Origin of the sequence: Paenibacillus lignilyticus, from assembly GCF_017942085.1 — a bacterium.
GTDB lineage: Bacteria > Bacillota > Bacilli > Paenibacillales > Paenibacillaceae > Paenibacillus_Z > Paenibacillus_Z lignilyticus.
Map to the genome: position 1 here is coordinate 768,921 of NZ_JAGKSP010000002.1, position 17,738 is coordinate 786,658.

Sequence of the window (17,738 nt, forward strand, 5' to 3'; positions counted from 1 at the left end):
ATAGATTAGAAATAAGAGTGCAGGAATAGCAGTGCCGGACTGACTTTTATTTCACGGTTTTCAGAACCAGCACCCAGTCGTTCCCTCTGCCGCTGATCGGCGGCGTGAATGTGACTTCGCCGCTATTGTCGTATTCGCCGATGGCCGAGTATTCCCCTGTCCGAGGATCGAACCAGGAAGCTTCGATGCGGCTTCCTCCCAAGATACCGAGCGCGGCTCGGAACGGCAGGCCGTTCGGGCTGTAGATAAAGCCATAATCCTCGCCGCGAGTAGCGACCATATAGTTGGCGCCTTCATAGTTCTCGGCGATCAAGCTTTGATCCGGCACGCGGTCGAAGAAGGACACCGACTCGATCAGCCCCCGCACATGCTGCATTTGCTGAGCGCCCGGACGATGGAGTGCTTGTCTCCAGTTCATAATAAAATAGGGCTCCGGCTTCGTTGTCATCGACCAAATGGAATGATGCCCATAGGTATGGCCAAAGCCGCCGGAGAACACCGCATAATATGCCCCGATCCGCACATCCGCTTGATCGAAGTAACCATTAACCGCTTTAAAATTGATCGGATGATCCTCGTAGCATGGCTCCGCATCGAATGTCGGCTTAACCGGCAGTTTATCGTAATCCGCCTTCACATGCCTATAATTGACGCGAATCAGCTCATGATGGCCGGATTGAATCATATTGAAATCAAGCCACGATGCATCGTGTAGATGGCGCGAAGAGGAGGAATCGCCGCTCGGATGGAAGGTAATCAGATTACGCCCGCCATCGCCTTCTCGCAAGCCCGCGGCAAGTGAATTATTGACCTCAAAATGCTCAATGGTTTGCAGCGGACGGTCACCGCCAAGCACCCAAATGATGTTCGAGCGATCCTTGTACCGCTCGCCCAGCCATTGTCCGTATACTCTCGCATTATCCCCGTTGAAGATAGCCGGCCCTTTGCCCCATGCAACATTGTATTTATCGCCCCAAGTAGGCAGGAAAGCTACGTAGATGCCATACTCTGCCGCACGATCCACAACATAATCGACATGGCTCCAGTAGTTATCGTCACCGTCTAGATCAGGCAAAGTCGGATCATAGTGTCCCTCAGCATTCTGCTTCAGCGGACGGCGACCGTAAACGTTATCAACAGTTAGCCCCTCAAACTCGGCCAGTGCAACGATTTGAACCACGTTGAACTTCTGCTCTGCTCTGCCTTTCAAATATTCATCCGCATCCTCGCGGCTTAATCTATGAAACAGCTCCCAAGCCGTATCCCCAAGCCAAAAAAACGGCGTACCGTCCGCTTGCATCAAAAACCTCTTGTTATCGCTGACCCTCAACTGCTGCAACGTGCTCGACATCTTCTTACTCACGCTCCTGGTATAGGTTATTGATCGGCATAATCTAGCTGTATCCCCAGCCTATCATATATTAAATCTGTACACAATATGTATACAATAGTTTGGTTGGACGATTAGTAGAGCGATTAATAGAGAGATCAGTAGAGTAAACAACTCACTTCTCTTTATCATCAAAAAGAAGCCCCGCATTCACGCTACCTGCCGCGAACACCGAGCTTCCTCCACCTTATCGTATAGGTATTATTTCAATAAATCCTGACGAATCGGCGTAAACGTGTCCAGCAGCGCGGATGGCTCCAGCGCCTTTGCGCCATGCCTGGCACCACTGGGGATATAGATCGTTTCGCCTTGTCTGATCACCGTCTCTATTCCATCGATGGTGAAGGCCATTGCCCCTTTGAGGCAATAGGACATTTGCTCATGCGGATGGTCATGCTCATACCCCTCCGCACCGCTCTCGAAATGCACTTCCATCATCATCAGCCCGCCTGCGGCACGTAATATTTTGCGAGTCACGCCCGGCTCTGCCGCTTCCCATATTCCGATGTTGCCCATGATCGCTTCTGTCCCTCCTTCGGCTCATCAGTATGCTTTGTTCACCGCAATCATGCGCGTTATGCCGTCTTCATTCGTGAAGTATAGATGAATGCCATGATCCTGATCATCGATGAAATAGGAGACGAACTTGTCCTCCCCCTTCTTCATCGGCACCAGCAGCGTTACGATACGATGACTCTTCGCTTCCTTGGTTTCAGCCATCAGATGCCACTGGTTTGCGAGCCCTTCGTATTCGGAAGGATCCACATCGGTGAACTGATCATGCTGACGAAGCATCAGGTCGCCGGACGAGGCATACACGAATCGACCATCCATTTCCGCCTTAGCGCCGATAGTACGGAACGTCTGTCCTTTCAGCTCCATGGGATGAAGCGTATGCATAAGCCAGCTCACGCGGCCCGGCTGCTCCAGGTCAACGGCGTCCACGATGACGGCATACGTATCGTCCAGCCAATACACCTCGCGCACGAATTGCTTCAGATACGGTACCGTCTCCCGATACGCCTCCGTCGCGTTCATGCGGACGCTTGCAAATCCCGGCTTCGAGGAAACCTCCTCCACGACGCCATAGGCTTCCTTGCAAAGCACTTTATCCGCGCCGGCGTATTGACCTTTGCCATCAATAAGCAGGTTGTTTTTCGAAATCGTCTGCCTACGCCAGTTGCGGTGCATCGTACTTCCGTGGGCAACATAGTAGCCGCTGTCGATGGCAATCGGTTCACCGTAGGCATGGAGCAGGAAGCCGTTCTGATCTCCATGGCTATGACTGATCGACCCGTAGGGACTGCTTTTCACGATCAACTGAATATGCTCGTTCGGATCGTCCATCCGCCGATGAAAGGCGACCCAGCCAACATCTCGAAACCACTTGACCGGCTCAATTCTCCCCGGTTCAGGAGACAACGGCTCGACCGCCGGATAGTCGTGAGCATAGAGTAAATCGTCAAACCGGAAATCCCACCAGCCGTAATTATAAAACTTGCTGTCGGCGTCTTTATCCCGCTCTTTGACCTGCTCGTAATACCACTGGTACAGCCCATTGCCTGTTAAACCTGCAAATTGGCGAATGTTATACGCGGTCTTCAGGCTCGGCGGCTCGCCAAGCGTGGACTGATCGCCGAAGCTGGCTCGCACCGTATCCGGGCTGTGTACGTAAAGCGGGAAATCGCCGGTACTCGTGAAGAAAGGCCTCTTATACAAATCGATTCCGACATACTGACGAATGAGATTAAAAGCGTCGATCAGATAGGCCAGGCCTGTCGTCCAATACATCGGCCCTTCCGCCCATCCCCCATCTTGACCGCCCCAAGGGGAGTACAGACATGCGTAATATTCCAGCGTGTAATCCAGCCATTCCCGGGCTTCCGGCTCTTCATGCAGCATCGCGATACATGCCGGCACAAGAACGGAAGACAGGGATCGCACCGCGTGACTATCATAGGGTACCCGATGAATGCGAGATCGTTCGATGACGTGAAAAGCAACCTGCTCCGTGCGGACAAGCAAATTTGCCCGAACCGCCGCCCGCTCCTCCTCCGACAAGAATCCATGCAGCCAATCGTATCCCCAAGCTACTGCTTGCGCGATGCGAAAAGCAGCTTCATCGTTATAATCCCGTGAAGTCGTTCCTTGCGGATCCCAGGAAATCACGTGCAGCAACCAACGCTTAGCCTGCTCCACGATATGCGCATCCTCAAGCAGCACTCCCGCCACGCTCAGATGACGAATCGCATACAGCGTTTCTTGGCAGTCCATATACATCCGGCGCCACAGCTTCGCCACGCGTTTGTTATCCGGGTATCGCTCCGGTTCACAGATGAGCTCCCGTTCCATCCACGGCCTGACTGACTTCTCGAAGAAGACATCGAAGCCGCAGGTTGCAGCATCCTCTCGGATGCGGCCTCGGAGTGCTTCCACTCGTTGGCCATCAAGCCACAGTCGAGGATGAGCGGCGCTCGTCTCGGCATATCTTGTCTGCGGCGCGGGCAGCGGTGTCTCCGGAATATGAGCCGGGACTGTAAACGTCCTCACCTGGCTCCATTCCGACTGCACGGCCGCCCCTGTTGCCGCTAAAGCATAACGCCAATAATAGATTCCCGGCTCATAGACATGAGAAGGCGTATAGAAGTTATATGGGATAGGGCCGATTGTCTCCGCCTGATCCGTTTCGAATCGCTCGGAAGCAGAAACCTGCAGCATATACCGGTCTTCATCCGGCTTTGCCGGCATCCACGTGAATCGCGGCGGATTCTCCCGAAGCTCGGATGACTCGTTCGGTTCATAGGGTACGGTCAACAAGCCGCTGACCGGTTCGAATAGCTTGGACATGACAATCCCTCACTTTCGCTCGTCGTTGATGGACTCGAAACGCGTTTAACGCATGAACATGCCGCCATTAACCTCAATCGTCTCGCCGGTCAGGTAGGCTGACAAGTCGGAAACGAGGAACAGAGCAACTCCTGCCACATCCTCCGGCGTCCCTTCTCTTCGAAGCGGTATGCTCTGAATCGTCGCTTCCCTTGCTGCAGCAGACGTGAACGTTGCATGAAACGCCGTATTGCCGATAAATCCGGGCGAAATCGCGTTAACGCGGATGCCGCTAGCCGCAACCTCCTTGGCCAACCCTTTCGTGTAAGCGAGCACGGCCGCTTTGCTCGCGGCGTAGATGGAAGCGCCCGGCCCTCCTCCGTTGTGAGCGGCTACCGAAGTTAAGTTTACGATACATCCGGCGCCTGCAGCCTTCATGCCTGGAATGACCGCTTTCGTAACGAACACAGCGCTCTTCAGGTTCACATCCATGATGCGCGCATATACTTCCTCCGTCATGTCCTCATTGGGCACACGCTGCACGAGATGTCCCGCATTGTTGATCAGCACGTCGACCTTCCGGCCGAAGGCTTGCTCCGATTCGGCTGCCAGCCGCTGCGCTTCTTCCGCCTTTGATACGTCTGCCTGAATGGCAATCGCCATTCCGCCTTTATGCTTAATCGCAGCAACTGCCTCTTCAGCTGCCTCTTTGCTGTTCAGATAGTTCAGAACCACCTTCGCTCCGGATGCGGCCAACGAGATCGCTATCGCTCGCCCAATTCCTCCGCTCGCTCCCGTTACGAGCGCGACTTTCCCCGCTAAATCGATTGCCATCCCCATCGCCTTCCCTTCTTCTCGTTAAGCCTACGCAAGCTCTTGCTTAAGCACGACCGCGAGCTCCGGCTTCGTAAGCGAGCGAACCTCATGCGGCATTCGCAGCACGATCCGCGTCCCTTCGCCAAGCGAGCTGTCGATGCGAAGACCGAATGCATCGCCATACACCATCTGAATCCTCCGGTGAACGTTCACCAGTCCGATGCCGCTGCGCCGTCCACCGCTTGCCGTCTCCACCTCTACCAAACGATTCCGATCCAATCTCCTGCGCAATCTGGCAAGCTTCTCTTCCGTCATCCCCACTCCGTTGTCTTCCACAATGACAAGCAGCTCGCCTTCTTCCAAGCAGGTATCGATGCGGATGAAATGCTTCGCTTCAAACCCATCTGCAAACGCGTGCTGAAAAATATTTTCCACGATCGGCTGCAATGTCAGCCTCACCATCCCCGACAGCAGCAGCGATGGCGGAGAAGCCACTTCGATTTCGAAATCATGTCCGATGCGATGCTTCTGGATGATCATATAATTGCGCACATGATTCAATTCGTTAGCTAGGGTCACTTCTTCGAGGTTCGTTTGAATGGAGTAGCGCAGCATGAAGGCCATCGCCTCGACCATCTCCGAAATTTCGTCCGAATCCTGTACAATCGCATAGCAATTGATCGTCTCCAGCGTGTTGTACAGAAAATGCGGATTGATTTGCAGCTGCAGCGCCTGGAACTCTGCCTTATGCCGCTCCAGCTCGATCTCCTGCAGCTGCAGCTTCGTCTTCTGGCTGCTAAGCTCCGTATCGTACACCCGCTCAATCATGTGAGAAAGCCGGCTTACCATCAGGTTGTAGCTGTGAATGAGTCCGCCAATCTCGTCATCCCGCTGTTTGCTTTCGATGCTGATCCAGTTTCCCTTCTCCGTCTCGCGCATCCCGTTCTTCAGTGTTCGAATCGGACGAACGATGGAATTGCCAAACCGGAAAGCAAGGAACAGAGCGATTGCAAGCGTGACAAGACCGACCGTTACCGTCGTGGAACGAATCCCGGAGATCGGCTCGCGCAGCTCATCAAGCGGCATCGAGACTGCGAGGCTCCACCCCGAATAAGTCGACTTATGCGAAACGATTAACATGTTCTTCCCGTTCATCTTCTCGATGAAGCGCGTATTCTCGCCGGTTGCGATTCGCTTCCCAAGGTCGGTCTTCGCCAACTCAGACCTCGTACCGGCAGCGGGTGCATACACAATGGATCCTTCCGAGTCGAGAATAAAGAAAAAGCCGTTCTCGCCCAGATCCACGTTGTTCCATAACGTTGCCAGCTGACTTTCGTTCAGCTCGATCGCGAGAATGCCCTTCACCGCATAAGACGTATAGCCTCTAATCTTGCGGGCAATCGTAACGACTCGCTCACCGTTCATCATCGCCGTGTTCAGTATCGCAATCTCGCCATTATCCGGCGTCTTCGCCTTCAATTCCTCGTACCGATTCGTCGGGTCGACCGTTAGCGACGAGAAGCTTTGATTCTGATCGAAGATAGACCGTCCATGCTCTCCCAATATGTAAATCATGTGAATCTGAGTCGGATACGTGATGAATATCTTCTGAAACACATCCTGACGAATGCCGTTGGCAAACCGGTAATACTCGTAGCTATCCGAGGGGTCCATATCCAGAAACCGTTTGACGGATTGCTGGGATAGAATCGAATTGCTTACCCGTTCGAACGTTTCGAGCTGTTGGTCGGTTTGTGCCCCTGCATTCTCGATTACCGTAGAAATATAGCGCTCGACCTGCTTATCGATAGCAGCCGACGATTTCAGGTACGTGAAGATCCCGACTGTAGACAGAGAGAACAGGATGACGATCAGAAAATAGAGAAACAGCTTTCGCGATAAACTTAGCTTCATCCGCGAATCCCCAGCGATTCCCGGTATTCGGATGGCGTTTGCCCGCTGTATTTCTTGAAGGTCTTCGTAAAATGCGGATGATCTGCGAATCCGACTTCGGCAGATACATCCGTAATCTTATGATGCGGCAGCGATAGCAGCCGTTTCGCCCGCTCCATCCGCCGCTTCGTCCGATATTGCACGAACGTCTCATTCGTCATTTGCTTAAATAGCTGACTGAAATACGAAGCATTCAAGCCCAGCTTATCGGCCACTTCCTCAAGCGATAATTCACGGCCCAGATGCTGCTCGATATAGCGCTTGGCTTCCTCGACCGGATCCTTCAGATTGCCTTTTCGTTTCGATCGCAATTGCTCCATCATCAAGGTCGCCGATTCCCCAAGCCAGGTGATCGCGGCCGAGTCCCGGTCCGCCGGCCGCAGCGGCCGCTCGAACGGATACACGTCGCGCGCGTTCAATCGATCCGCCAATTTGCCTGAGAGCTCTTGCATCAGCTCTCCAACCATCTGGGCATCGAACTTGCACATCGCGCAGTACTGTTCCATGCTCGCGATCACGGCCTGAATCGATTCGGAGCGCAAAAACCAGATGCTGTCCTGCAGCCGATCCAGCCATTCTTCCGTCAGCTTCAGCGGAATATAGGCAGCTTGCCGCTGCGCTTCGAGGCCGGCAATCATCTTCGCAACCGTTTGGCTTACAGCTGCTTTAGTTACCGGCTTCAGCAAATATTCCTTCACGCCAAAAGACATGCACTGCCTGGCATATTCGAAATCGCCGTAACCCGATATAATGACGACCGGCAGGTCGGGATACTGCTCGTTTAACTGGCGGCAAAGCTCCAAGCCATCCATCTTCGGCATTTTGATATCGGTAAACAGCAGGTCGGGACGGTTCGCCGCTATTTTGTCCAGCGCATCCTGGCCATTGTCTGCCGTTTCGGCATGGCAAATAGCAGAATCGGCTTCGCCGATCAGCTTCTGCAATCCTTTGCGAATCATCGGTTCATCATCGACGACTAAGATGCGGTACATAGATGTGTCCTCCTCGATTACCGAGTTCAGTCGGCAATCCGGTTATGGAGCAAGATGCTCCCCCAGCCAAGCAGAAGGAGCATCCGAGTCTCTTACTGTCATTTTAGTGCATCGCGAGCCTTACTCGAAAGCGTTTTCTTTACTATTAAACCGGGTAGTTGCTTCCTCAATGACTTCGTTGCCGCCCTTGGAAAGATACTCCTCCAGCACCTTGCCGTAATTGTCGATCGGCTCTTTGCCATAAACCATCTTGAGCACATGCTCAAGCACCAGCGGCGGAAGCTGATCGGATAGCGGGCTCAAATCAGGGTAATTCATGAACGCTTCCAGTCTTGGATCAAACTCGATGCCTCTGCGCCCTTCCTTCGTAAGCAGGTTATCAAATGCATCGACCATTTGTTTGCCCGGCTCCGAAAGCTCGGCGATGCGTTTGTTGTACGTCGTATCCTGCACCATCCACAGCCAATAGTTCAAGAAACGCTGTTTGTTCGTGCCTGCTTCGTCCGTAGGAGGCGTATAGCTGATCGTGCCTCCGTTACTCGTATAATCTTCGCCTTGAATGCCGTAGCTGAAGAACTCCTGTGCTTGCTCGCCGACCATCCAATCGAAGAACTTGATGATTGCTGCCGCTTTATCCTTCGCGCTCACATTGATGAAGTAGGACCGCGTAACCGGGTTATAGTGCGCGTAGCCGCCTTTGCCGTCATCGCCGACCGGAGACGGAATGAGGGCAACCTTCGCGCCGGGAACGTTCGTCGTAAGCTGCGTGCCCCAGATCGGAAGCTCGTTAGCGTTCATGGACCACATGCCCGCTTTGCCGCTGGTAATGATGCTCTTGAAGTCCGCGCTTTCGATGGTGGCAAATTCTTTGCTGATCAAACCTTCGTCGTACATCGTCTTGTACGTCCGAATCGCTTTCTTCATCGGATCGGCATCGAAGAAGCTAGGCTTTACTTTACCGTCCGGGAACTGCTTGAATTGGTTCAAATAACCGAATACGTCATAGGAGCCGAAGAAGGTGTCCGCGTATTTGAAGTTCTTGCGCCCCATGTACGGATGCTCGACGCCAAGCTCTTTGAACGCCCGCAGCACATCGAGTGTTTCTTCAACCGTCTTAGGGATCGGTTTGCCGGCTTTCTCAAGCAGGTCAGTCCGGATCCAAGTTGCCCGTCTCGAAGGATTGCTCAGTACTTCCGGAATTCCGTAAATGTTGCCTGTCTTCGCATCCGTCAGTCGGTCCCAGGCTGCCTGCGGAAGGAATTTGAGCAGGTTCGGGCCGTTCTCCTTCAGCAGATCATTCAGCGGCAGGAACACTCCGCTTTGTACGGCGCCGCCGAGTTCTTGGCCGCTAATGCCGCCGCTGCCTTGAACAACGTCCGGAATGTCATTCGTCGCGAACATTTGAATCATTTTGTCTTGATACTCGTTATGCGGAATCAGCCGGATATCGAGATCGGTGTTCGTCATTTTCTCCATTGCGAGCACGTACTTGTCTTTGTTGATGTCCGGATTCTGCTCCACGTAAGGCACGTTCAGCGTCCGCATGGAAATCGAGAATTTGGTCGGCTCCGCTGCAGGCGTTTCTTCTGTTTGGTTCGTTGTAGTCGCCGTGTTTGCAGGGGTATTCGTAGCTTGGGATGATTCATTGTTGTTGTTCTTCGAGCAGGATGACAGCATCGAGATGGATAGTGCGGCAACCGTGGCCAGTACGACAAGCTTTCTCATAAAATCCCCCTCATCTCCTCAGTCGAAATCCGCTCCGTAGAGCGCTTTCAAAACTCAACCTCAGTATAGGTACGAACGCTCCACGGTCACAATGGAGTTTGTTTGGCTCGGTTTGTCATTTTTTTATATTTCCGAATCAGCATTGCACAATCAAGATTTAATCGATCCAATGAGCATCCCCTTAATAAAATAACGCTGCATGAACGGATACAGCATGATGATCGGCAAGGTCGCAACGAGAATGACGGCCATCTGGACCCCTTGTACCGATTGGGATGCGATGTCGAACGGTAAATTGCCGGTATCGACCAGGTCATCGTTAATGAGCAGCTCCCGCAGCTTCACCTGCAGCGGGTACAGCCTACGGTCATTCAAATAATACAGTGCGTCCATGTACTTGTTCCAATTCGTCACGGAATAGAAAATGCCGATTGTCGCCAGGGCAGGCTTGGACAACGGGAGCATCAAGCTCCAGAGTATCCTCATTTCGCCGCAGCCGTCAATCCTCGCGCTGTCGATCAGCTCCGTCGGAATTTGGACGAAGAACGACCGCAAGACGATCATATTAAACGCACTGATCGCGGTTGGAATCATAAGCGCCCATAACGTATTGATCAGATGGATTTCCCTCATCAGAATAAATTGCGGGATCAGCGGTGCCGTGAAGATCATCGTCATCAAGACAAACAGAAGCACGTATTTGCGTCCAACGTATTCCGCCCGCGACAGTGGATAGGCCAAGGATGAAGTAGCTGCCAGATTAATGAGTGTACCGAGGACTGTGATATAGACGGTAATCCCGAATGCCCGCCAGATCGAGACGTCATCGAAGACGTAGCGGTAATAATTGAGGGTGAAGTCGACCGGCCAGAACATGACATCCCCGCGGTCAATCGCCGCCGCGCCGCTAAACGACTGAGCAATCACGTTTAGAAAAGGGAGCAGCATGGTTAGCGACAGCCCTGTTAATACCAAATAGTTAGCGATGAGAAACAGCTTCCTGCTCCAATGCTCGCGCCGAATCACGGCCACCCCTCCTTCAATACAACGATTCTCCGGTCGCCTTGCGGCTTAATGTGTTGGCGATAACAAGCAAGACCAAACCAACGACCGATTTGAACAGCCCAATTGCTGTCGCATAGCTGTATTGCATTTGCTTCAAGCCGGCTTTGTAAATATACGTGTCCAAGATTTCGCTATTGGTAATATTCAGCGGATTCTGGAAAACAAAGACGCGTTCGAAGCCGTAATCCATGAAATCCCCGATCTTGAGCAGAAACAGTACCGTGACGACAGGCAGCAGGGAAGGCAGCGTAATTCGGATCGTCTGCTTCCAACGGCCAGCGCCGTCGATTTCCGACGCCTCATACAATTCCGGATTGATCCCGGTCAACGCAGCCAAGTAAATAATCGTCCCCCAGCCTACGTCGCGCCACAACCCCGAGCCGACCAAGATGGCCCGTATATAGGAATCCTCACCCAGAAAGTAAATCGGCTCGATGCCGAACCAGCCTATAATGACATTCACGATACCGGAAGTCGGAGAAAGCATGCCAACGAAGATCCCGCTCACGATGACCCAAGACAGGAAGTGCGGCGCGTAAACAATCGTCTGGACAATCTTCTTGTACACGACGAGCCGGACTTCATTGAGCAGCAGCGCAAGTATAATCGGTGCCGTGAAGGCGATCAGAATATCTAGAAATCCCAGAATGAGCGTGTTTTTCAAAATCCGCAGAAAGTCGTAATGCTGGAACATGCGCTCGAAATGCCGGAATCCGACCCAGGGGCTTCCGCCGAATCCGGAGAAGATATTATAGTTCTGGAACGCAATGACCGAGCCGAGCAACGGCACATACTTGAAGACGATGAAATAGACGATGCCCGGAATTGAAATCAGATATAACGTCCGGTACTTCCACATGAAACCGAACAATAGCCGTCCCTCCCTCGTGATTATCGTTTCTGCCTACTCTCATCCTAGCGTTTCACCGCGGGAGCCAACAATGGAATCGCTTTAATAGCGCTTGTGTTTTTTTTAGGTTGCCGAATCGAGCCGAGTGCCGATGATATCACTATTCCGATAAGCGCAGTAAAAAAGCCTTCGACACCACTGGTTCAGTGGGTCGAAGGCTCTTTACTCCAGATGCACGCCGCTCGTGCGCTGCTCTAGCATTTTACGGACGATTGTACCCATATGGGCTCCCGCTTCAACCGGTGCTGTTCCTCCGGCATGAATGTTGGATAAGACGGTTCGGCTGCTCTCGATCGTTCCCGCACGCGGGCGGTAACACATGTAGGCGCTCATCGACTTCGACGAGACGAGCCCTGGCCTTTCCCCGATTAGCAAGACCAGTACCTCCGGTTCCAGCAGGTCGCCAATAGGATCCATCACCGCAACTCGTCCTCCGCGTACGAAGAACGGTGTCCCGGTGGAAAGACCCAATTCGCCAAGCGAATCGAGTAGTGAGGGATAGACGTCGGCAAAATTAGCATTTACCGCATTTGCGCTCAGGCCGTCGGAGACGACGATTTGAACCTGAGGTTTCCTTTGGCAATGCTCCAAAATGGCGCGCACTCCTTCATTGGTAATGACGCGGCCCATGTCTGGTCGTTTCAAGTAATTCTCCGTATTTACGAAGCAGCTTTCGACGGTAAACAGCCCGTATTCATCCAGCAGCGACTGGCTGACGCTCCCGTAGATGGAGTCCACCGCAGCAGCATGGTCGCAGCGAAAATGGAGCAGCTCTCTCGTAAGAGGACGAGTGCCTGCCCGCCATACGCCGATACGTGCAGGCGTGCTCGCGATGAGCTCCGACATCCCTTCCTCCCATTTGGGGTTCGGTACATGAGATGTACGAAGGCCGCTGAATGCTTCTTCCACATTTGAGCTTTCGACTGGATCACCAACAGATTCTCTATCCTCCGAAGGCTGCGATGGGGATGGGGACTGGGATGGGGACTGGGATGGGGACTTTGGCTGTAACTGCGATGATATTGTCGGCGATGTCGACGGCGACGGAGCGATGCGCTTCTCCAGTTCTGCCATGACGCGATCAACCAGCTGCTCCACGGATAGTTTCGAATGCATGCCCGCTTCCTCCTTTTGCGCTCAAATCATGAAGAGGCTGGGGTCGCCTGCCAGCGGCGTCAGCCTGCCGTTCTCCATCAGTCCCATTCGAACAAGCCACCTCTCGAACTCCGGTGCCGGCCTTCGCCCCAGCGTCTCCCGCAGCGTTGCAATATCGTGGTAACTCGTAGATTGATAGTTGAGCATGCAATCGTCCGCCATCGCGACACCGATGATGAAATTCACCCCGGCAGCCGTCAGCAGCACAGCCAGATTATCCATATCATTCTGATCCGCCCGCATATGGTTCGTGTAACAGACGTCGACGCCCATCGGCAGCCCATGCAGCTTCCCCATAAAATGATCCTCAAGCCCGGCCCGAATCACCTGCCTGCTATCGTAGAGGTATTCCGGGCCGATGAACCCGACGACCGTATTGAGCATGAAGGGCTGATACTTTCTGGCGAGCCCATAACAACGGGCTTCGAGCGTCACCTGGTCGATGCCATGATGAGCTTCACCGGAGAGCTCCGACCCTTGCCCGGTTTCAAAATACCACAGGTTCGGCCCCGCTCCCGTCCCCTCCTTATGAATCAGCTCATGCGCCTCATCGAGCAGCCCCACACTGATGCCGAACGCGCTGTTCCCTTTCTCCGTGCCGGCCAAGCTCTGGAACATCAGATCCGCCGGCGCGCCGCCGCGAATGGCGCGCATTTGCGTTTTCACATGGGCCAAGACGCAGTTCTGCGTGGGAATCTGCCACTTAATCATCGCTTCCTTCGTCGCTTCGAGCAGGTTCTTCACGCTGTCCGCCGTATCGATGACCGGATTGACGCCAATGACGGCATCCCCGATACCGTAGCTTAGCGCTTCGAATAAGGAAGCTTTTACACCTTGAATGCTGTCCGCGGGGTGATTCGGCTGCGCCCGCCCGGCGAGAACGCCTCGCTGCCCCATCGTGCTGTTGCAGCTCGTAATAATCTCCGCCTTCGAAGCGGCTTGGATCAAATCGAGATTGCTCATCACCTTCGTAACGGCGGCAATCATTTCGCTCGTCATACCTCGGCTCAGGCGACGGAGCTGCTCCTGACCGGTATCCTGCCGCAGCAGATATTCCCTCAGCTCGCCGACGCTCCAATTGCGAATCTCGGCAAAGATCCGCTCGTTAACCGCTTCCTCGATAACCCGGGACACCTCGTCCTCCTCGGGAGCAATAAGCGGATGATCGCGAATATCGCCGAGTGTCAGCTCGGAGAGCACCAGCTTCGCGGCCATTCTCTCTTTGGCATCCTCCGCAGCGATTCCCGCCAGCTGATCGCCGGACTTCTCCTCATTGGCCTTCGCCATCACGGCTTTCAAATCATGGAATTGAAAAGTCCTGCCGAACAGGTTCGTCTTCAGCTTCATCCTTCTATCCCCCCTCGGAGCCGCCGGGCCCAGGCCCAGACCCAAGTCCAGACTCGGGCCGGAAAACAAGCGTCTTGATCATCACAGGCAGCATCATACCCGGCAGAGGTTCCCCCAGATCGATATAATCGCCATGCATCACCGGAATTTGATCAATGCAAATAACGGACATCCGTTTCTCCAGCCGCTTCCGGAGCGATTGTCCGAGCGCCTGCGCCATATCATGAACACACACGACGACCAGCACCTCAGCAGGAGCGAAATAGTCCAAATAACTTCGGGATATCGCCTCAGCCAATCGCTGTACGGAAGCATAGGAGATCCCGTTCATCCCCCTCATAGCAAGCGCAAAAGGAATCGAAGCTTCCTTGTCATAAAGCCCTGCACATACTCGTATTGCAGATGCCAGCATCGCCATAAGCGCGTCCTGATTCGCGAGCATCTCATCGGTCAACTCATCAAGCCGATAAACCGGCAAGTTCCGAATCGGAAGGGAGTGCGGTGCTTCGAGATAGATCGTAGCTCCGCTTATCTCCGTGCTTTGCATGCCTGCACCGATGACGGTGGCTCGCACAGTCTGATTCGGCTTGCCCAGCGCGATATCGTAATGAGCCATTGCTGCCTTGATCTCATGCGCGAGCAAAGGCCCGATGTCGCCGTAAGCGGCAACCTCGGCGATCGTTGCCGGCTTCGGAAGCTCCGTCAATCCTCCGATGCCGCCCGAAACCATCCATTCCTCGAGCTGCGGCATGCCGCTTCCATCCATCGGCTCACCACCGCCAACAAGGAGCTCCTTCAGCGCGGCATCCCCATCCTTCGCTTGGTGCGTCAAACCGCCGCCTGCCAAATAATCCAGCATGCTGCGGCTCATGTCTTGGCAAAGCTCCGCCACATCGCCGAAGCGGAGTGATTGTCCCTGTTGAATCGCATACCCTCTTGTTGTGAGCCATGGTCGAATAGATGGCGATATCGCCGTAACCATCCCGTTCCTATCAAGCTCTATCAATCTGCCGCCGACATGAAACGTTACCGTACCAATAGGCCTCCCCCGCCGAAATATCGCCACATTCGCAGTACCGCCGCCAATATCCAGGTTCGCTACCGCTCCTTTGATCTGCATGGAACGCAGATCCGCCCCAGCTCCCCGTCCTGCAAGCAGTCCTTCCAGTTCCGCGCCGGCCGCCGCTACCACGAAATCCCCGGAACGCTCCGCAAGCCGCTGAACAATCTCGCGCGCGTTCCTCTTATTCGCTGTCTCACCCGTAATGATGACGGCGCCTGTCTTCAACTCAGCGGGACGAATGCCGGCATGATGATACTCCGCCGTTATCAAAGCCCAGACACCTTCCGCATCGAGCTGATCCCTACCTATCAGCGGTGTGCTGTACATCGGGCTGGCATATACCAGCTGCCGCTCCACAATTTCATAACGCGGAATCGAAACCGAACTCGAGATGCGCTTCAGCCGCAACCGGCTTACGATCATCTTCGTCGTACTCGTACCGATATCGATACCGACACTCGTGATCCACTGATCCTCCATGCCGGCTCACCCCTATCCGCCTTCGATAATGCGTACAGCCAGCTCCGGCAGCGGAATTCGCTCCGTCATACTGTGGGCTTGGATGCGCTGATAAGCGGCAGGCTCATCCAGTCCATGCCGCTTCATAAGGATTCCTTTTGCCTTCTCAATGAGCTTGCGCTCTTCCAGCGTTCGTTGAAGCCGGCGGATATCTTGTTTGAGCCCGTCTAACGCCGCCTTCTGACTTAACGCGATTTCGACGGCCGGAATTAAATCCGCCTCTGACACCGGCTTGACCAGATAGGCAATCACGCCGGCGTCGCGCGCTTGCTGCACCAGCTCCTTCTGGCTGTACGCCGTAAGCAGCAGCACCGAAGAATGCTGCATGCTGCGAATGATCACCGAAGCTTTGATCCCGTTCATCACCGGCATCTTCACATCCATAATGACAAGATCGGGCTTTAGCTTCGCCGCAAGCTCAATCGCTTCTTGCCCGTTCTTCCCTTCGCCGACAACGGAATAATGCTCTTCCTCCAGCATCTCGCGAATATCCATCCGAATGATCGGATCATCGTCAATAATAACAATCGTTCTGCTCACCGTTCATCCTCCCAAGCGGAAATGTGATGTCAACCTGTGTTCCGAACTGACCGGAAGACAGCTCGAACGTACCGCCAAGATTTTCGCTCACCAGCGTCTCGGAAATTTGCAGGCCGATATGTCCGCTTCTCGCTGCCGAAGCAGCTCCATCGTCACGCATCCCTAACCCTGTATCCGACACCCGAACTCGTCCATCATCCCCAAGCCGTTGCAGCGAAACTTCAATCTCGCCTGTGCTTCGCTCCACGAAAGCATGATTGACGCAATTTTGCACCAGCTCGTTCAGGACAAGTCCAAGAGTCATCGCCTGCTCTGCCGTTAAAATCAGTTCATCTCCGACTACATTCGTTATTATCCGCTGATCGGGTTTGGCGGAAGAGGAGATGATCGTCTTCACGATTCGAGCCGCAACGTCATGGAATGGAATGGTCTCCATCCCTTCGAAAGCCAGCATCTCGTGAATGACGGCAATACTGTTGATCCGATTGATGCTGTCCAGATAGACATGCCGAATTTCCTCGTGTTTCGTTCTTCGCATTTGCAGCCGCAGAAGGCCCGCTACCGTTTGCAGATTATTTTTGACCCGGTGATGTATTTCCTTGATGACGGCCGACTTGACGAGCAGCTGCTTCTCCTTCTCCTTCAGCTCCGTCAAATCCCGAATCAGAATAAAGCCGCCTACCATGCCATGATCCCGCTGCAGCGATACGGCTTTCAACTCCAGTGCCACATGCTTCGTCTGGAATTCGCTGCGGAAGACGCCGGTATGCTCCTGCTTTGCGATGCTGCTTAACTGGCCGTCGAACATCTCGTCTATTGGTCTACCCGCAATAGAGCCGGTACAGCCGATTTCCTGTAGCAGCTTGAGCGCCTGAGCGTTCGTGTAGGTCACCTTGAGCCGATCATCGAACAGCACAATTCCTTCTTGCATCAAGGACTGCATCCCGCCTTCGGACATGGCAAGCGAGAGCAGCGTTTCGCCCAACTGCTCATTCGACTCCAGCAATCGCTCGACATTTCGCTCCTGCTCGACATGCTTGGATATATCCGATTCCAGAATTAGCGCGCCGATGACGCTGCCTCGCTTGGAGCGGATCGGCACGACATTTTGCTGCATGGCGATTCCTTCCTGCGAGGTGCCGCGCGAGCCCAGCATCGGTTTCCCCGACAAGAGGCAGAACATAACGGCAGGCTCATTGTGGAAATGGGCAAATTGACCGATAACGGACGTCTTGTACAGCGAAGCCGCAGTCGTCGGATGCGCCTGCGCAACAACGAGCGCCGTGCGCTCATCGGCGAGCGGGCAATCTATAAAAGCATCGGATTGGGACGCATCGGCAATCCACTGCAGATGGCGCGCCAAATCCTCAATCGTTTCCATGTCATCGATTGGCATCGTCGTATGGCTGCCGCATAGCTCCCTTACCATACCCATCA

14 protein-coding genes are annotated in these 17,738 nt (G+C 53.9%); all 14 read right to left on the bottom strand.

The genetic code is table 11. The features are described 5' to 3' along the window. Nucleotides 1–46: 46 nt before the first annotated feature. On the bottom strand, nt 47–1,351 hold the full coding sequence (locus I8J30_RS08405; protein ID WP_210657127.1) for a glycoside hydrolase family 140 protein: 1,305 nt from the start codon (nt 1,349–1,351) through the stop codon (nt 47–49). A gap of 240 nt (nt 1,352–1,591) precedes the next feature. Continuing rightward, nucleotides 1,592–1,906: a cupin domain-containing protein gene (locus tag I8J30_RS08410; RefSeq protein ID WP_210657129.1), complete on the bottom strand. Its 315-nt coding sequence runs from the start codon at nt 1,904–1,906 to the stop codon at nt 1,592–1,594. A gap of 27 nt (nt 1,907–1,933) precedes the next feature. Continuing rightward, nucleotides 1,934–4,237 carry a DUF4962 domain-containing protein gene (locus I8J30_RS08415; protein ID WP_210657131.1) on the bottom strand — a complete coding sequence of 768 codons (2,304 nt, stop codon included), beginning with the start codon at nt 4,235–4,237 and terminating at the stop codon, nt 1,934–1,936. 45 nt (nt 4,238–4,282) lie between these two features. After that, a complete protein-coding gene (locus tag I8J30_RS08420) occupies nt 4,283–5,050 on the bottom strand; it encodes an SDR family NAD(P)-dependent oxidoreductase (RefSeq protein ID WP_210657133.1) in 768 nt (255 codons plus the stop codon). Nucleotides 5,051–5,080: 30 nt separating this feature from the next. Further along, nucleotides 5,081–6,946 carry a cache domain-containing sensor histidine kinase gene (locus tag I8J30_RS08425; RefSeq protein ID WP_210657135.1) on the bottom strand — a complete coding sequence of 622 codons (1,866 nt, stop codon included), beginning with the start codon at nt 6,944–6,946 and terminating at the stop codon, nt 5,081–5,083. Further along, on the bottom strand, nt 6,943–7,977 hold the full coding sequence (locus I8J30_RS08430; RefSeq protein WP_210657137.1) for a response regulator: 1,035 nt from the start codon (nt 7,975–7,977) through the stop codon (nt 6,943–6,945). Before I8J30_RS08430 ends, I8J30_RS08425 begins: the two co-directional genes overlap by 4 nt. A gap of 120 nt (nt 7,978–8,097) precedes the next feature. Beyond that, nucleotides 8,098–9,702, bottom strand: a complete 1,605-nt coding sequence (locus tag I8J30_RS08435; RefSeq protein ID WP_210657139.1) for an extracellular solute-binding protein — start codon at nt 9,700–9,702, stop codon at nt 8,098–8,100. 150 nt (nt 9,703–9,852) lie between these two features. Next, nucleotides 9,853–10,728 (bottom strand): carbohydrate ABC transporter permease, encoded by an 876-nt coding sequence (locus I8J30_RS08440; RefSeq protein ID WP_338044832.1) that lies wholly within the window; start codon nt 10,726–10,728, stop codon nt 9,853–9,855. A gap of 13 nt (nt 10,729–10,741) precedes the next feature. After that, nucleotides 10,742–11,626 (bottom strand): ABC transporter permease, encoded by an 885-nt coding sequence (locus I8J30_RS08445; protein WP_210657591.1) that lies wholly within the window; start codon nt 11,624–11,626, stop codon nt 10,742–10,744. Between the two features lie 213 nt (nt 11,627–11,839). Then, the gene (gene eutC, locus I8J30_RS08450) at nt 11,840–12,793 is read right to left on the bottom strand and encodes an ethanolamine ammonia-lyase subunit EutC (RefSeq protein ID WP_210657141.1); all 954 of its coding nucleotides are present in this window, start codon (nt 12,791–12,793) and stop codon (nt 11,840–11,842) included. Between the two features lie 21 nt (nt 12,794–12,814). Further along, nucleotides 12,815–14,179, bottom strand: coding sequence for an ethanolamine ammonia-lyase subunit EutB (locus tag I8J30_RS08455; protein ID WP_210657143.1), 1,365 nt, complete (start codon nt 14,177–14,179; stop codon nt 12,815–12,817). A 4-nt stretch (nt 14,180–14,183) separates the two neighbouring features. Next, a complete protein-coding gene (locus I8J30_RS08460; protein ID WP_210657144.1) occupies nt 14,184–15,722 on the bottom strand; it encodes an ethanolamine ammonia-lyase reactivating factor EutA in 1,539 nt (512 codons plus the stop codon). Nucleotides 15,723–15,734: 12 nt separating this feature from the next. Then, nucleotides 15,735–16,301: an ANTAR domain-containing response regulator gene (locus I8J30_RS08465; protein ID WP_210657146.1), complete on the bottom strand. Its 567-nt coding sequence runs from the start codon at nt 16,299–16,301 to the stop codon at nt 15,735–15,737. Next, nucleotides 16,276–17,736, bottom strand: coding sequence for a sensor histidine kinase (locus I8J30_RS08470; RefSeq protein ID WP_210657593.1), 1,461 nt, complete (start codon nt 17,734–17,736; stop codon nt 16,276–16,278). The genes I8J30_RS08465 and I8J30_RS08470 overlap by 26 nt, the downstream gene beginning before the upstream one ends. Nucleotides 17,737–17,738: the final 2 nt, after the last annotated feature.

Coding starts and splice junctions, on each gene's coding strand:
- I8J30_RS08405 (WP_210657127.1), bottom strand. CDS start 1,351: ATGTCGAGCACGTTGCAGCAGTTGAGGGTCAGCGATAACAAGAGGTTT.
- I8J30_RS08410 (WP_210657129.1), bottom strand. CDS start 1,906: ATGGGCAACATCGGAATATGGGAAGCGGCAGAGCCGGGCGTGACTCGC.
- I8J30_RS08415 (WP_210657131.1), bottom strand. CDS start 4,237: ATGTCCAAGCTATTCGAACCGGTCAGCGGCTTGTTGACCGTACCCTAT.
- I8J30_RS08420 (WP_210657133.1), bottom strand. CDS start 5,050: ATGGCAATCGATTTAGCGGGGAAAGTCGCGCTCGTAACGGGAGCGAGC.
- I8J30_RS08425 (WP_210657135.1), bottom strand. CDS start 6,946: ATGAAGCTAAGTTTATCGCGAAAGCTGTTTCTCTATTTTCTGATCGTC.
- I8J30_RS08430 (WP_210657137.1), bottom strand. CDS start 7,977: ATGTACCGCATCTTAGTCGTCGATGATGAACCGATGATTCGCAAAGGA.
- I8J30_RS08435 (WP_210657139.1), bottom strand. CDS start 9,702: ATGAGAAAGCTTGTCGTACTGGCCACGGTTGCCGCACTATCCATCTCG.
- I8J30_RS08445 (WP_210657591.1), bottom strand. CDS start 11,626: ATGTGGAAGTACCGGACGTTATATCTGATTTCAATTCCGGGCATCGTC.
- eutC (WP_210657141.1), bottom strand. CDS start 12,793: ATGCATTCGAAACTATCCGTGGAGCAGCTGGTTGATCGCGTCATGGCA.
- I8J30_RS08455 (WP_210657143.1), bottom strand. CDS start 14,179: ATGAAGCTGAAGACGAACCTGTTCGGCAGGACTTTTCAATTCCATGAT.
- I8J30_RS08460 (WP_210657144.1), bottom strand. CDS start 15,722: ATGGAGGATCAGTGGATCACGAGTGTCGGTATCGATATCGGTACGAGT.
- I8J30_RS08470 (WP_210657593.1), bottom strand. CDS start 17,736: ATGGGTATGGTAAGGGAGCTATGCGGCAGCCATACGACGATGCCAATC.